The organism is Phenylobacterium composti DSM 19425, assembly GCF_059568645.1.
The window spans coordinates 26,428-40,276 of sequence record NZ_JCANTT010000017.1 but is presented as its reverse complement, the minus strand read 5'-3'; the positions used below and the strand labels follow the sequence as shown (position 1 = coordinate 40,276).

The window sequence follows — 13,849 nt, the reverse complement described above, 5'->3', positions numbered from 1 at the left end:
CAGCATTCCCGGCAGGCTCCCCGATTCCGCAGAGGGTATTGGAACGGGTAGAGCAACGTTCGGCAACGGCGTAGGCTAGGGGCATGAGCGAACCCAAGACCCCCGAACAGGACGACGACTTCGACCTGGTGGAAGAAGCGGGCGAGGAGAGCTTTCCCGCCAGCGATCCGCCGTCGTGGACCCCGCCGGGCCACGACGACCCGCCGAAGGCCGACTAGCGCCGGGCCAGCCAGGCGTCGGCCAGGGCCAGGAAGCCGTCGACCGGAATGACCTCGGCCCGGGCGGCCGGATCGAGGCCGGCCGCCGTGACCAGGGCCTCGCCGCCGAGCGCCTTGAGGCTCGCGCGGAGCATCTTGCGCCGCTGGCCGAAGGCGGCGGCGGTGATCTTTTGCAGCGCATCGAGGCGCTGGGGCGCGGGCCGGTCGGCGCGGGGCTCCAGGCGCACCACGGCGGACTCCACCTTGGGCGGCGGGGTGAAGGCCCGGGCGGGCACGTCCAGCACCGGCCGGGCGTGGGCCGTGGCCTGGGCGATCACCGCCAGGCGGCCATAGGCGTCGTCGCCGGCCGCGGCGGTGATGCGGTCGGCGACCTCCTTCTGGAACATCAGCGTCAGGGACGCGGGCGTCCAGGGGCCGGTGAGCCACTTGATGAGCAGGGGCGTGCCCACGTTGTAGGGCAGGTTGGAGACAAGGTGCGCCGGGGCGCCTTCGGCGAGGGCGGCCTCGTCGGCGGCAAGGGCGTCGCCGAACACCAGGGCCAGGCGCCCGTCGGCGGCGGCGGCCAGTTCGGTGAGCAGCGGCCGGAAGCGCTCGTCCTTCTCGATGGCGGTGACCCGGGCGCCGGTCTCCACCAGGGCGCGGGTGAGGCCGCCGGGGCCGGGGCCGACCTCGATCACATGGTCGCCTTCGCCCACCTCGGCTAGGCGGGCGATCTTGCGGGTGATGTTGAGGTCGAGGAGGAAGTGCTGGCCGAAGGCCTTCTTGGCCCACAGGCCATGGGCCTCCAGCGTCTCGCGCAGGCTGGGCAGGCGGTCCAGGCTCATCCGCGGCGGTCCGCGATCTCGGCGGCGAGGCGCAGGGCGGCGATCAGGCTGTCGGGGCGGGCGATGCCGCGCCCCGCGATGTCGAAGGCCGAGCCATGGTCGGGGGAGGTGCGGATGATCGGCAGGCCGAGGGTGACGTTCACGCCGCCCCAGAAGTCCAGCATCTTCACCGGGATCAGGGCCTGGTCGTGGAACATGCAGAGGGCCGCGTCGTAGCCGGCGCGCATCTCAGCCGGGAACAGGCTGTCGGACGGGTACGGGCCGCGGGCGTCGACCCCGGCCGCGCGCAGGGCCTCCACGGCCGGGGCGATGATCTCGATCTCCTCGCGGCCGATGCCGCCGCTCTCGCCCGCATGCGGATTGAGGCCGGCCACGGCGAGGCGCGGGCGGGCGACGCCGAAGTCGCGGGAAAGGGCCTGGGCGGTGACGATGCCGGCGTGGACGATCCCGTCCGTGGTGAGCCGTGACGGCACCTGGGCGATGGGATCGTGGATGGTGACCAGGGTCACGCGCAGGTCGGCGGCGGTGAGCATCATCACCGGGCCGCGGGCGCCCTCGAAGGGCGCCTTGGCGGTGAGTTCGCCGAGGAATTCGGTGTGGCCGGGAAACTTGAAGCCCGCTGCGTAGAGAGGGGCCTTGGCGATGGGGGCGGTGACCACCCCCGAGACGGTTTCCGAGAGGGCGAGGCCGACGGCGGTCTCGATCCAGCGGATCACCGCCGGGGCGGCGTCGGGGGACGGCCGGCCTGCGACCACGGGGGCCTGCAGCGGCAGGTCGAGCACCGGCAGGGCCTCAGGGAAGACAGCCAGGGCCTCGGCGGGCGAGTTGACCGACCGTACGGGCGTGGGGCCGCCGGGGGCGGCGGCGACGGCCTGGGCGTCGCCCACGACGACGAAGGCGGGACCCGTGGCGTGGAGGGCGCGCCAGGCCTTGGCGACGATCTCGGGGCCGACGCCGGCCGGCTCGCCGAGGGTGAGGGCCAGGGGGCCGGGCTTCACCGCGTCTCGATGGTGGCCGAGTTGCGCAGGTCGCGCATGTAGCGCCGGGCGATCATGGAGAGCTGCTGGCCGTAGAGGCGGTTCTCGATGGCGTCGCGCTCCATATTGGCCCCGCCGGCCACGCGGCGGCCGCAGACGGCCACCAGGTGGAGGCCGGCGCCCGTGCGGATCGGCTCGGAGACCTGGCCGACCTCGAGGCTTTCGGCGACGGCCTTGAACTGGGGCGCGAGGTCGTTGACCTCGGCCTCGCCGAGGTCGCTGGCCACCACGCCCTCGACGGCGCCGGCGACGGTTTCGAGGGTGTCGCAGCCGGCGATCTGCGGGCGCAGCTGCTCAAGCCTGGCCCGGGCGGCGGCCTCGTCGCCGCCGGCGGGCAGGGGCACGGCGGCCTGCTTCAGATGGACCAGGGTGGAGCCCCCGCCGGCCCGCTTGTCGCGGAGGTAGATAATGTAGACGCCGTCGCGGACCGGGATCGGCTGCGACAGCTGGCCGGGGCGCATCTGTTCGAGGACCTGCTGGACCTCGGGCGGCATCTCGCCCTGGCCGACCCAGCCGGCGTCGCCGCCCGCCGCGGCGGTGGGCAGGGCCGAGAACTGCCGGGCCACGGCCGGGAACGGGGCGCCCTGCTGCATCTGGGCCACCAGCTGCTGGGCGCCGGCCATGGCCTGCTGCATGCCGCCGACGCGGTTGGCGTCGATGAGCACTTCCGAGATCTGGTACTGGGGCTTGGCCGCGTCGGCGGCCATGCGGGCCTGGACGGCGGCGATCTGGTCGTCGCCGATGCGCAGGCGCGAGCCGTAGCGGCCACGGATCCAGCGGGCCCAGCTGACCTGGGCGCGGATCTGCTCTCGCAGGGTGTCGACGCCGATGCCCCGGGCCTGGAGGAAGCCCACGAACTGTTCCCGGGTCATGTTGTTGGAGCGCGCCATGTCGGCGATCTCCTCGTCGACCTCCTCGTCGGAGGCGATGATGTCGATCTTCTGCTCGCGCTCGACGCGGCGGAGCTCCTGGAACTGCAGGCGCTCGTCGATGAGGCTGATCAGGGCCTCGCGCTGGAACTGCGGCAGGGTTTCCTGGGTGGGCTGGACGCCGGAGGTGGCGATCAGCAGCCGCATCCGCTGGCCCAGGTCGTAGGTGGAGATAATCTGGTCGTTGACCACCGCGGCCACGGCCTCGGAGATGCCCTGCGGCTCAGGGGGCTCGGCGGCGGCCGGCGGCGGCGGGCTGATGACGGGAACCTGGGCGGCGGCGAAGGGGGCGTAGGCAAACGGCGAGCCCGCGGCGATGAGCGCGCAGGCCAAGGCCGCGCTTCGCGCCATCGGGCCCGAGACGAGGGACTTCATGGACGAGATCGTTTCCTTACGCGGGCGGCGAGCGCCCTTGATTCTAGCGGCCATCTGTTCCGCCCAATGTGGCGAGCGTTAGGCGCACCGAGAAGGACTCACTGGGTAGCAGACGGCCGATGATGATGTCTTCCCGACGATAGATCACGTCCACCCGGATACAGTCGTCCCGGTAGAAGACGCCCACGTCGCGGATCACCCAGGCCTCCTGCTGCAGGTCGCGGCTGCCGTAGAAGCTGACGCCGTAGTTGGTGGCGATATAGACCTCGCCGCCGAGATCGAGGTTCTCACGGCGGTTGCCGTTGATGTCGAAATCGTCGGTGAGGTAGCGGACGAAGCCGTTGCCGAACTTGTTGTAGACGTTGGCGCCGGCCTCGAGGCGGTGAACGTCGAGGTTGTCGGAATCGAGCCGGGCCCGGGCGAAGACCGACAGGCCGACCACGGGCTGGGCGCTGGCCGAGACGATCCAGTCCGAGGCCTTGTCGCGCAGGCCCGAGCGGTCGGGGAAGACGGTGTTCTCCTTGCTGCGGAAGGAGCGGCCGACGAGCAGGTTGGCCCGGCGCCCGTCGTCCCAGAGCATGGTGGCCCGGCCGGCCACGTTCATCCGCAGGCCGTCCTCGTAGAGGTCGTAGCCGGGGAACTTGTTGGGCCGGAAGAGGGTGGTCTCGTCGTACTCGAAGGCGACGCTGTCCTCGTTGAGATAGACCGGCTTGCCGGCGGCGTCCTGGCCGATGACCACCTGCTTGGCGTCGGGCGAGGCCAGGACCTGGACCACGGGCTCGAGCACCACGGTCTTGTCGCCGAAGCGGCGGTAGACGGGATAGCTGACGTCGGCCCCCACGGTGGCCAGGGCGCGGCCCACCTCGTCCTTGCGGGTGGCCGAGCCGACGCCGGTGAGGATGTCCTGGATGCGGTAGGCGTCGGCGCGCAGGTTCACGAAGGGCGACACGCGCAGGCCGGCGGCCGAGGTGAAGTCGCGCCGCCAGTCGAGTTCGCCGGTGAGCCGGGCGCTGTCGAGGCCGGGCAGGCGGACGGAGAGGTCGGTGGGCGACTGCTCGCGGCTGAGGACCACGGCGCTGGTGTTGACCCGCAGGCGGCCGCCGACCACCCGGCCCACGTCGTAGCGGCCCTCGACCAGCGGGCCGATGACCGGGAAGACGCGGTCGTTCTCGCCCGAGGCGAAGCCGGTGACCGGGTCCACGGCCCCGGGGCGCAGGCCCTGGATGGTCATCGCCGCCGCCGACAGGTACGAGCGCTCGTCCTGGCGGATGGCGTAGAGCTGGCTGATCAGGCGCCGGTCGTCGGCCACATAGGGGCCGCGGCTCTCATAGACGTCGTCGACCTCGTACTTGTCGAACAGCAGGTCGTCGGAGGCGCGCTCGGCGGTGAAGCCCCAGCGCCAGTCCTCGTTGATCTGGAAGGCGCCGCGGCCGAGGATGTAGCTGCGGTCGGTCTTCTGGCCGAACTCGTTGCCCTTGCCGTCGAAGTCGTATTCGCGGGTGTAGCCGAGCCGGATGTCCACCTCGCCCGAATAGAAGCGCTTGCGGCCGCGCAGGTTCAGGAAGGGGTTCACCTTCGAGTTGAACTGCGGACTGATGGTCAGGTCGGAATAGGGCGAGATCACCCAGTGGTAGGGCTGCTCGTAGGACGCGCCCCGACGGTCCGAGGCCGAGGCCTCGGGCGGCAGGAAGCCAGAGGAGCGGCCCTTGCGCGGGTCGGCGTGCCAGAAGACCGGCAGGTAGAGCAGGGGCACGCCCAGGATGCGGAAGCGGGCGTTGCGGTAGGTGATGGTGCCGCGCTTGCGGTCCTGGATGACCTTGTCGGCCGAGATCGACCAGGTGGGCCGCTTGTAGCTGCCGTCCTCGGCGCAGATCTCGCAGGGCGTGTAGATGGCCCGGTTGAGCTCCTGGATGTCCTCGTTGCGCCGGACGGCGGTGGCCGCGGCCACCTTCACGTTCTCGGGCAGGCGGGCGGAGAAGCCCTGGATCACGCCGGCGCGCATCTCGTCGTCGAGCAGGATCTCGTCGGCGAATTCCGCCGAGCCGTCGGCGTTGACGATGGAGATGTTGCCCATCGCCCGGAGCGTGCCGGTCTCCTCCTCGTAGATCAGCCGGTCGGCGCGCAGCGTGCGGCCGTTGTAGCGGACCTCGATGTTCCCCTGGGCGGTCGTGCGGCCGATCTTGTCCTCGCGGACGACCTCGTCGGCCTCCATGTACATCTCGCCTTCCTGCAGGCGGTCGGCGCCTGCGGGGGTGGGCGGCGGCGCCGGCGGGCGCGGGAGCAGGGGAAGCTGCTGGGCCTCGGCCGCGGAGACGGCGAGGGCGCACAGGATCGCGCCGGCCGCCCCGGCGAGGAGGGCGCGCTTGGCAGCCAGTGGCGGGGTGCGCCGACTCATCAAGCTTCCGTTTCCCCTCTCGCGGCCGTGCGCGCCTGCAGCGTGGCTCAAGCGCGGATGCATAGCCGGGCCGGACAATGATTCAACCGTCTTCGGTGTAGCAAAGCAGGCTGACGCCCGCGAGCAAGGCGACGAGCACGGGCGCCCAGGCCGCCGCAGCGAGCGGAATGATGTCGGCCTTGGCCAGGGCGCCGGCGAACTGATTGAAGAAGAACATCACGAAGCCGAGGGCCACGCCCGCCCCGGCCAGGCCCGCAAGCCCGCCCAGGCGCGCCAGGCGCAGGGAAAAGGCGGCGGCGAGGATCGACATGGCGGCGTAGAGCAGCGGCGTGGCCAACAGCTGCTGGAAGCGCAGCCGGTAGCCGTCGGCCGAGAACCCGGCCTGTTCGGTGAGCCGGATGGCGGCCGGGAGCCGCCAGAAGGCGATGGCCTCGGGCGAGGCGAACCGCTCCATGGCCGCCTCGGCGTCGAGGGTGGAGCGGATGGACAGGCTCTCGGAGCGGATCGAGCTTTCGCCCGCCCCGGCCTCGGCCACGTCCTTCAGCTGCCAGAAGCCCGGCATCAGCCGCGCCTCGGCGGCCTCGAGGCGGCGACGGAATTCCGGGGCCCCGCGGTCGTTCTTCTCGTAGATGAACACCGACACCCCGCGCAGGACGACCGTGCCGGCGTGGGTCTCGCGGTCGCGGGCGTGGATGACGATCTGGGTGCGGTCGTCACCCTGGCGGATCCAGATGTCCTTCGGCTGGTCGCCCAGGTAGTTCTCCATCAGCCGGGCGCGTTCCAGCTCGAAACGGGCGTTCAGGGCGGCGGCGACGGGATTGAGCAGGGCCACGACCAGGACGCCGAGGATCGCCGACAGGGCCGCCGAAGGCAGGATGAAGCGCCAGGCCGAGACCCCGGCGGCGCGCATGGCCACCAGCTCGCTCTTGCGGTTCAGCCCCACGAAGGCGCCGATGCCGCCGAACAGGAAGCAGAACGGCAGCAGGATCTGGATCAGACCGGGGGCGCGCAGCAGGGTCAGGCCCATGATCGCCGAGGCGCCCACGTCGGCCCGGGTGCCCACCTGGCTGGACAGCTCGACGAACTGGATCAGCAGGATGACCGCCGAGATCACCGCCAGGGCGGCGCCGACGCCCGCCAGCATGCGGCCCATCACATAGCGTTCGAGACGGCCAAGACCGGTCATGCGGCCGCGCCTTCGCCGAGGCCGGCGATGCGGGCCGGGCGACGGGAAATGTCGATGTAGCGGCTGACCCGCTGGCGGAAGATGCTCCGCATGGCGAAGGCGATGGCCAGCAGGGGCACGGCGTACTGCAGGACGTTCAGCCAGGCGGCGTCCTCGGCGGCGGCCTGGACCTGGAAGCCGGCGATGCGGACCACCGCCGCCGCCGCGCCCATGGCGGCGATCCGGCGGCCATAGCCCAGGCGTGAGAAGCCGCCGCCGATGATCGCCGACAGGGCCATGGCCATGAAGGCGATGTTGTAGAGCGGCGTGGCGATGCGGGCGTGGCCCTCGGCCAGGAGGTCGAGCCGGTTGCGCTTCTCCCACTCCTGTTCCAGGTCGGGGAAGAACAGCTCGTGCAGATAGCGGTCGGACGGCTTGTAGTGGACCCGCTCGGCGCCGCTGGTCAGGGCCGACAGGTCGAAGATGTATTCGTCGAAGGTCAGGTAGTTCAGGACCCCCGTGCGGGAGAACTCCTGATTGGAGCCGTTCCGCATGATCAGCACCGGCCGGCCCTGGCTGCGGGCCACGCGGCCCTCCTGGGCGGTGTAGGTGGTGGCCGAGCCGTCGGGCTTGGTCTGGTGGATGAACAGGTTCTCGAGGTTGCCGGCGCCGTCGACGCCCTGGGCATAGACGGTCAGGCCCGGCGCGGGCTCGGTGAACTCGCCCTCGCGCACGAGGGTGGAGGCCAGGTCCGTGCGGATGTGGAACAGCTCGTTCCGCATCTCGCGATAGGCCGCCGGCTGGACCCAGAGGTTCATCACCAGGGCGATGAAGGCGATGGTGCAGGCAAGCCGGATGGCCGGGGAGATCACCCGCCAGCGGCTCATGCCCCCGGCGAAACAGACGACGATCTCCTGCTCGGTATGGAGCCGGTTGAGGGCCACCAGGGCGGCCACGAAGACGGCGATGGGCAGGACCATGTTGATGAGCTGCGGCATGGCCAGCAGCGTCACCTTGAGGAACACGAGCGCGCTCTGGCGCTGGTTCACGATGAGGTCGAGGCCCGACAGCGTCTGGCTCAGCAGCGCCACCCCCGTCAGCGCCAGGGTCGCGAGGGCCACGGGACCCAAGAGCTGCCGAAGGAGATATCGGTCGATCAGGCGCATGGGGTTTGCGAAAAGAGGCGTCGCCGCAGATTAGGGCCTGCCCCCGCCGCGGAGGTGTTCTAAATCATGCGTCGCCGCGCCAGACAACCGCAGCGCGATGTCGTCGGGCGCCAGATACGTCGAAGCCGAGAGAGAGTCCCATGGAGATCCAGTTCGTCGCCGCTTCCGCCGCGACCGGCCCCAACACCGCCCTGGCGCGGATCGTCTTCGAGGGCGAGGCGCTGGACGGCGCGCTCGGGCAGGCGGCCGCCGCCAGCCGGTTCACCGGGGCCAAGGGCCAGACCCTGGACATCCTCGCCCCGGCCGGCGTCGATGCGGCCCGGCTGGTGCTGGTGGGCGCGGGCAAGCGCGACGCCTTCGACGCCCTGGGCGCCGAACATGCGGCGGCCACGGCCTATTCGACGGTGAAGCTGTCGGGGCTGGAGACCCTGCGGGTGGAGACGCCCAACGGCGACGCCGAGCTGGCGGCGCGGGCGGCGCTGGGCCTGCGGCTGGCCTCCTACCGCTTCGACAAGTACCGGACCAAGGAGCCGGCCGAGAAGAAGCCTTCGATCCGCAAGGCGGAAGTGGCGACGACCGATCCGGACGGCGCCCTGGCGGCGTTCCCGCCGCTGGCGGCCCTGGCCGACGCGGTGAGCTTCACCCGGGACCTGGTCTCGGAGCCGGCCAACGTCCTCTATCCCGCCGAGTTCGCCCGCCGGGTGAAGGAGCTGGAGCGCCTGGGCCTGGAGATCGAGATCCTGGGCGAGGCGGAGATGGCGGCCCTGGGCATGGGTTCGCTGCTGGGCGTGGGCCAGGGCAGCATGCGCGAGAGCCAGCTGGTGGTGATCCGCTGGAACGGCGCGGCGGACAAGGACGCCCAGCCGGTGGCCTTCGTCGGCAAGGGCGTCTGCTTCGACACCGGCGGCATCTCCATCAAGCCCGCCGAGGGCATGGAGGACATGAAGTGGGACATGGGCGGCGCCGGGGCGGTTGCCGGCCTGATGTACGCCCTGGCCGCCCGCAAGGCGAAGGTGAACGCCGTGGGCATCCTCGGCCTCGTGGAGAACATGCCCGACGGCAACGCCCAGCGTCCGGGCGACGTGGTGACCTCCATGTCGGGCCAGACCATCGAGGTGATCAACACCGACGCAGAGGGCCGCCTCGTGCTGGCCGACGCCGTCTGGTACTGCCAGGACCGTTTCAAGCCGAAGTTCATCGTCGACCTGGCGACCCTGACCGGGGCGATCATCATCAGCCTGGGCAACGACTACGCGGGCCTGTTCTCGAACAATGACGAGCTGGCGGGCGACCTGCTGGCCGCGTCGGGCGCCGAGGGCGAGCCCCTGTGGCGGATGCCGCTGCCGCCCGCCTATGAGAAGCAGATCGAGTCGGCCATCGCCGACATGAAGAACACCGGCGGCCGTCCGGCGGGCTCGATCACCGCGGCCCTGTTCATCCAGCGCTTCGTGAACGGCACGCCCTGGGCGCACCTCGACATCGCCTCGACCGCCTGGAAGAAGGGCTCCACCGTTCCGACCACCCCGGACGGCGCCACCGGCTTTGGCGTGCGCCTGCTGAACCGGATGGTGCAGGACAAGTACGAAGGCTGACGGCCGATCGGCGGGCGGCCTTCCGGCGGGCGGCCTTTCGGGGCCGTCCGTCCCGCGGCGTATTTCGCAGGACCCGTCCTGGGCTTAGATGGGCGCCATGACCGAGGTGTGGTTCTACCATCTGGAGCGGACGGGCCTGGACCAGGCCCTGCCGGAACTCCTGGAAAAGACGATCCAGAAGGGCTGGCGGGCCCTGGTGCGCACGGGCGCGCCCGAACGGGTGGAGCACCTCGACGGCTGGTTGTGGAGCTACAAGGAAGACAGCTTCCTGCCGCACGGCGTGGCGAACGACCCGCAGGCGGCGCGCCAGCCGATCCTCATCACCACGGGCTTCGAGAACCCGAACCGGGCCGATGCGCTTTTCCTGGTGGACGGCGCCGACTTCGGCGATCTCGACGGCTACCAGCGCTGCGCCGTGCTGTTCGACGGGGGCGACCCCGAACAGCTCACGCGGGCGCGGCGGCAGTGGACCGCAGCCAAGGCCCAGGGCCTTTCGGTGTCGTACTGGAAGCAGATGACGCGCGGCTGGGAGAAGCAGGTATGAGCTGGTGGGGAAGGGCGGTGCTGCCGGGGCTGCTGGCCCTGGCCGGATGCGCGGCGGCGACGCCGGATCCGGGACCGACCCCGACGCAGGTTCCGCCGGTGGCCGAGACGCCTCCCGAGCCGCTGCCGGTGGTGGCGCCGCAGCCGGCCGACGCCTGCGGCGCGGAGGCGGTGCGTCATCTCATCGGGCGGCCGCGCAGCGAAATCCCCGTGCCGGTGCGGCCGAACCTGCAGCGGGTGGCCTGTACGACCTGCCCCGTGACCCTGGACTTCAACCCGAACCGGTTGAACTTCTTCTTCGACGCCGACACCGGGATCATCAAGGAAATCCGCTGCGGCTGAGGCGACCCGGCGGCTCTAAGCAGCGGCCTCTGGGATGACCAGCCCCTGCTCGCGGAGCAGGGCGAACCAGGCCTTACGCCCCTTCTCACGGTCGAACAGCGCCTCGGCGCGGGCCCGGGCGGCCCGGCGCAGGGGCTCGGACTGTTGCGGATGGCGGCAGGCGTGGATCAGGGCCTCGGACAGGGCGTGGTGGTCGGTGAAGGGCAGCAGGCGCCCGCTCACCCCGTCCTCGATGGCGTCGCGCACCGGCCCGGTGTCGGAGGCGATGATGTTGCAGCCGAGGGCCATGGCCTCGGACAGCGACCACGAGAGCACGAAGGGGATGGTGTAGTAGACGTGCGCCGCCCCCAGCCGCATGGCGTGGTGCATCCGGGCGTGCGGCAGCTTGCCGACGAAATGGACCCGGGAGTGGTCGAGGTCGAGGCCGTCGAAGGCCCAGTCCTTCCAGGTGCGCCCGTCGGGGGCGGCGGCCCCGTAGCCCGAGGTCTTGGCCTCGCCGATGACGATCGCATGGGCGTCCGGAACCTCGGCCAGCAGGCGGGGCAGGGCGCGGGCGAAGGTGTGGATGCCCCGGGCCGGCTCCAGGCTGCGGTTCACATGGGTTACGATGGGCGTTCCGGGCGCCAGCCGGCGGCCGTCGGGCAGCTCGAACGGCTCGGGCGGGCCGAGCTCCCAGGAGGGGCGCAGGCTCGCCACGTCGACGCCCTCGTGGATGATGTGCGCCCGCTCGCGGAACACCGGGGGCAGGGTGGAGGCCTGGAACGGCGTGGGCGCGACGATGGCGTCGGCGTGGGCGTAGGCCCAGGCCATGGAGAGCCCCTTGGCGTTCACCCGCTGCACCTCGGCCTCGGTGGGCTCGGGAAACTCGGGGTCGAAGCCCACGTCGAAGCCGCGGCCATGGTAGAAGAACTCGGCGAACAGCACCTGCCGGGCGTCCGGGAAGGCTTCGCGCAGGTGCAGGCTCTCGCCCCAGCCCGGGTGGGCGACGATCACCGCCGGGTCGCAGCCGTGCTCCTTGAGCGCCTTGGCGACCCGGAAGGCGTCGGCGGCGCGCAGCAGGTCGGCCTCGGCGCGGACGGCGGCGGGGAGCAGCCCCGGGGTCGAGCCCCGGGTGAGCTGGTAGCGGGCCATGCCCATGCCGGGCAGGCCGGGGGCGTGGGCCTGGCCGATGGCCCAGCAGCGAACGCCCCGGGCGATGAGCGCCTGGGCGAGGTCGCGGAACTGGCCGGGGAAGTTGTTGTGGACGAAGAGGACGCCTTCCGACATGGCGCCCTTGTGCCCGAGCAGGGCTGCGCTTGTCACGCCGGGGTGAAGCCCGGGGCGTCAGGAAAGGGGCCTGGTGCGGATGAGAGGAGTCGAACCTCCACGCCTTTCGGCGCTGGAACCTAAATCCAGTGCGTCTACCAATTTCGCCACATCCGCGCGGCGGCGATGCCATTGCCAGGGAACGCCGCCACGTCAAGGCTCTTGGAGCCGCGCACGGGCCATGACATAAGGGCGCGCCGCGCCGCCGGGGCGATTTCGGCGGCGCTCCCTATTCCACCTGAAGGCGGACCTGCAGGCGTGCTTTCGGCGCGCTGTCCGGAAGTTGAGAATGTCGATGCAAGTCGTTGAGAAGTCTGGCGAAGGTCTGAGCCGCGTTTACGGCGTCACGGTTCCGCAAGCGGACCTGAGCGCCCGTCTGGAGGCGCGGATCGCCGAAATCGCGCCGACGCTCAACGTGAAGGGATTCCGTCCGGGCAAGGTCCCGCCGGCCCATGTGAAGCGGCTCTACGGCAAGCAGCTCATGAGCGAGGTGCTTGAGCAGGCCCTGTCCGAAACCACGCAGAAGGTGCTGACGGACAACAATCTGCGCCCGGCGGGCGAGCCCGAGCTGAAGCCGGAAGGCGACATCCAGGGCGTGCTGGACGGCAAGGCCGACCTGACCTTCGAAGTGTCGGTGGACCTGATGCCGGAATTCGAGCCGGTGGACCCGACGACCCTGTCGCTGGTGCGTCCGGTCTATGCGCCGACCGACGCCGAGGTCGACGAGGCGGTGGCCGAGCTGGCCAGCCAGAACAAGACCTACGAGGCCAAGACCGGCAAGTCGGTGAAGGCGAAGGAAGGCGACATGGTCGTCATCGACTTCGTCGGCCGCATCGACGGCGAGGCCTTCGAGGGCGGCTCGGCCGAGGGCGTCGAGCTGGTGCTGGGCTCGGGCCAGTTCATCCCGGGCTTCGAGGACCAGCTGGTCGGCGCCAAGCCGGACAGCGACGTGGAGGTGAAGGTCACCTTCCCGGAGAACTATCAGGCCGCCCATCTGGCCGGTAAGGAAGCGGTCTTCGAAACCAAGGTGAAGGAAGTGAAGGCCCCGGTGGACACCGTGGTCGACGACGCCTTCGCCGAGCGCCTGGGCATCGAGAACCTCGAGAAGCTCAAGGAGCTGCTGAAGACCAACCTGGAGCAGCAGTACCAGGGCGCGAGCCGCTTCAAGCTGAAGCGCGCCCTGCTGGACGAGCTGGACGCCAAGCACGACTTCCCGCTGCCGCCGAAGATGGTCGAGGCCGAGTTCGCCTCGATCTGGGCCCAGGTCCAGCAGGACAAGGCCGCCGGCAACCTGCCCGAGGACGACGCGGGCAAGTCGGACGAGCAGCTGGAGAAGGAATATCGCAAGATCGCCGAGCGCCGGGTGCGCCTGGGCCTGGTCCTGGCCGAGATCGGCCGGGCCAACAACGTCCAGGTGACCGACCAGGAGCTGGCCGACGCCATGCGCCGTGAGGCCCTGCGCTACGGCCCGCAGGCGCAGCAGATCTTCGACCTGTTCCGCCAGAACCCCAACGCCCAGGCGCAGCTGCGCGCGCCGATCTTCGAGGACAAGGTCGTCGACCTGATCATCGAGAAGGCCAAGGTCGAGGACAAGCCGGTCGACAAGGAAGAACTCCTGAAGGAGGACGACCTGCCGGAAGGCTACGAAGGCTAAGACGCCTTCACCCGAGGAGAACTGAGAGCGGCGTCGCCCGGGCGGGCGGCGCCGCTTTTGGTTGCTGGCCTCAGTCCTCGTCTGGCCTCAGTCCTCGAGCGTGTAGCCGAGCTTCAACGCCACCTGGAAATGGGCCACCTGGCCGTCCTCCACATGGCCGCGGGTCTCGAGGACCTCGAACCAGCGGATCTGGCGGCGGTTCTCGGACGCCTTGGCGATGGCGCCGCGGATGGCGTCCTCGATGGAGGTCTGGGACGAGCCCACGATCTCGCTGACGCCGTAGATGTTGTCCTGGCCCATGGGC

General features: G+C 70.7%; 13 protein-coding genes and 1 tRNA gene. 5 read left to right on the top strand and 9 right to left on the bottom strand.

Annotated features, from left to right (window positions below; all coding sequences use genetic code 11):
- Window positions 1–83 precede the first annotated feature (83 nt).
- Window positions 84–218 (top strand): hypothetical protein, encoded by a 135-nt coding sequence (locus BO64_RS12890; RefSeq protein ID WP_496403715.1) that lies wholly within the window; start codon window positions 84–86, stop codon window positions 216–218.
- Here BO64_RS12890 and rsmA read toward each other — a convergent pair.
- The 6 genes from rsmA to lptF form a co-directional block, all read right to left on the bottom strand.
- Window positions 215–1,042 (bottom strand): 16S rRNA (adenine(1518)-N(6)/adenine(1519)-N(6))-dimethyltransferase RsmA, encoded by an 828-nt coding sequence (gene rsmA, locus BO64_RS12885; RefSeq protein ID WP_496403714.1) that lies wholly within the window; start codon window positions 1,040–1,042, stop codon window positions 215–217. The genes BO64_RS12890 and rsmA overlap by 4 nt on opposite strands.
- Complete coding sequence (pdxA, locus tag BO64_RS12880; RefSeq protein WP_496403713.1) at window positions 1,039–2,040, bottom strand: 4-hydroxythreonine-4-phosphate dehydrogenase PdxA; 1,002 nt, start codon at window positions 2,038–2,040, stop codon at window positions 1,039–1,041. The genes rsmA and pdxA overlap by 4 nt, the downstream gene beginning before the upstream one ends.
- Window positions 2,037–3,383 (bottom strand): peptidylprolyl isomerase, encoded by a 1,347-nt coding sequence (locus BO64_RS12875; protein WP_496403712.1) that lies wholly within the window; start codon window positions 3,381–3,383, stop codon window positions 2,037–2,039. Before BO64_RS12875 ends, pdxA begins: the two co-directional genes overlap by 4 nt.
- Window positions 3,384–3,426: 43 nt before the next feature.
- Window positions 3,427–5,778 carry an LPS-assembly protein LptD gene (locus tag BO64_RS12870; RefSeq protein ID WP_496403711.1) on the bottom strand — a complete coding sequence of 784 codons (2,352 nt, stop codon included), beginning with the start codon at window positions 5,776–5,778 and terminating at the stop codon, window positions 3,427–3,429.
- A gap of 82 nt (window positions 5,779–5,860) precedes the next feature.
- Window positions 5,861–6,964 carry an LPS export ABC transporter permease LptG gene (gene lptG, locus BO64_RS12865; protein WP_496403710.1) on the bottom strand — a complete coding sequence of 368 codons (1,104 nt, stop codon included), beginning with the start codon at window positions 6,962–6,964 and terminating at the stop codon, window positions 5,861–5,863.
- Window positions 6,961–8,109 (bottom strand): LPS export ABC transporter permease LptF, encoded by a 1,149-nt coding sequence (lptF, locus tag BO64_RS12860; protein ID WP_496403709.1) that lies wholly within the window; start codon window positions 8,107–8,109, stop codon window positions 6,961–6,963. The genes lptG and lptF overlap by 4 nt, the downstream gene beginning before the upstream one ends.
- 140 nt (window positions 8,110–8,249) lie before the next feature.
- On the opposite strand from lptF, the gene BO64_RS12855 reads away from it, so the two are divergent.
- The 3 genes from BO64_RS12855 (at window position 8,250) to BO64_RS12845 (ending at window position 10,586) form a co-directional block, all read left to right on the top strand.
- The gene (locus BO64_RS12855) at window positions 8,250–9,701 is read left to right on the top strand and encodes a leucyl aminopeptidase (protein WP_496403708.1); all 1,452 of its coding nucleotides are present in this window, start codon (window positions 8,250–8,252) and stop codon (window positions 9,699–9,701) included.
- Between the two features lie 97 nt (window positions 9,702–9,798).
- On the top strand, window positions 9,799–10,245 hold the full coding sequence (locus BO64_RS12850; RefSeq protein ID WP_496403871.1) for a DNA polymerase III subunit chi: 447 nt from the start codon (window positions 9,799–9,801) through the stop codon (window positions 10,243–10,245).
- A complete protein-coding gene (locus tag BO64_RS12845) occupies window positions 10,242–10,586 on the top strand; it encodes a peptidase inhibitor I78 (RefSeq protein ID WP_496403707.1) in 345 nt (114 codons plus the stop codon). The genes BO64_RS12850 and BO64_RS12845 overlap by 4 nt, the downstream gene beginning before the upstream one ends.
- Before the next feature lie 15 nt (window positions 10,587–10,601).
- Here BO64_RS12845 and BO64_RS12840 read toward each other — a convergent pair whose 3' ends face one another.
- Both BO64_RS12840 and BO64_RS12835 read right to left on the bottom strand, forming a co-directional pair.
- On the bottom strand, window positions 10,602–11,852 hold the full coding sequence (locus BO64_RS12840; protein ID WP_496403706.1) for a glycosyltransferase: 1,251 nt from the start codon (window positions 11,850–11,852) through the stop codon (window positions 10,602–10,604).
- A gap of 71 nt (window positions 11,853–11,923) precedes the next feature.
- Window positions 11,924–12,008 (bottom strand) — tRNA-Leu (locus BO64_RS12835).
- 178 nt (window positions 12,009–12,186) lie between these two features.
- On the opposite strand from BO64_RS12835, the gene tig reads away from it, so the two are divergent.
- Window positions 12,187–13,545, top strand: coding sequence for a trigger factor (tig, locus tag BO64_RS12830; RefSeq protein WP_496403870.1), 1,359 nt, complete (start codon window positions 12,187–12,189; stop codon window positions 13,543–13,545).
- Window positions 13,546–13,632: 87 nt separating this feature from the next.
- Here the strand turns inward: tig and BO64_RS12825 are convergent, their stop codons facing one another.
- Entirely contained in the window at window positions 13,633–13,845 is a 213-nt protein-coding gene (locus tag BO64_RS12825) for a dodecin (RefSeq protein ID WP_496403705.1), read from the bottom strand.
- Window positions 13,846–13,849: the final 4 nt, after the last annotated feature.

Coding starts and splice junctions, on each gene's coding strand:
- BO64_RS12855 (WP_496403708.1), top strand. CDS start 8,250: ATGGAGATCCAGTTCGTCGCCGCTTCCGCCGCGACCGGCCCCAACACC.
- BO64_RS12870 (WP_496403711.1), bottom strand. CDS start 5,778: ATGAGTCGGCGCACCCCGCCACTGGCTGCCAAGCGCGCCCTCCTCGCC.
- BO64_RS12850 (WP_496403871.1), top strand. CDS start 9,799: ATGACCGAGGTGTGGTTCTACCATCTGGAGCGGACGGGCCTGGACCAG.
- lptF (WP_496403709.1), bottom strand. CDS start 8,109: ATGCGCCTGATCGACCGATATCTCCTTCGGCAGCTCTTGGGTCCCGTG.
- lptG (WP_496403710.1), bottom strand. CDS start 6,964: ATGACCGGTCTTGGCCGTCTCGAACGCTATGTGATGGGCCGCATGCTG.
- rsmA (WP_496403714.1), bottom strand. CDS start 1,042: ATGAGCCTGGACCGCCTGCCCAGCCTGCGCGAGACGCTGGAGGCCCAT.
- BO64_RS12825 (WP_496403705.1), bottom strand. CDS start 13,845: ATGGGCCAGGACAACATCTACGGCGTCAGCGAGATCGTGGGCTCGTCC.
- BO64_RS12890 (WP_496403715.1), top strand. CDS start 84: ATGAGCGAACCCAAGACCCCCGAACAGGACGACGACTTCGACCTGGTG.
- BO64_RS12875 (WP_496403712.1), bottom strand. CDS start 3,383: ATGAAGTCCCTCGTCTCGGGCCCGATGGCGCGAAGCGCGGCCTTGGCC.
- tig (WP_496403870.1), top strand. CDS start 12,187: ATGCAAGTCGTTGAGAAGTCTGGCGAAGGTCTGAGCCGCGTTTACGGC.
- BO64_RS12840 (WP_496403706.1), bottom strand. CDS start 11,852: ATGTCGGAAGGCGTCCTCTTCGTCCACAACAACTTCCCCGGCCAGTTC.
- BO64_RS12845 (WP_496403707.1), top strand. CDS start 10,242: ATGAGCTGGTGGGGAAGGGCGGTGCTGCCGGGGCTGCTGGCCCTGGCC.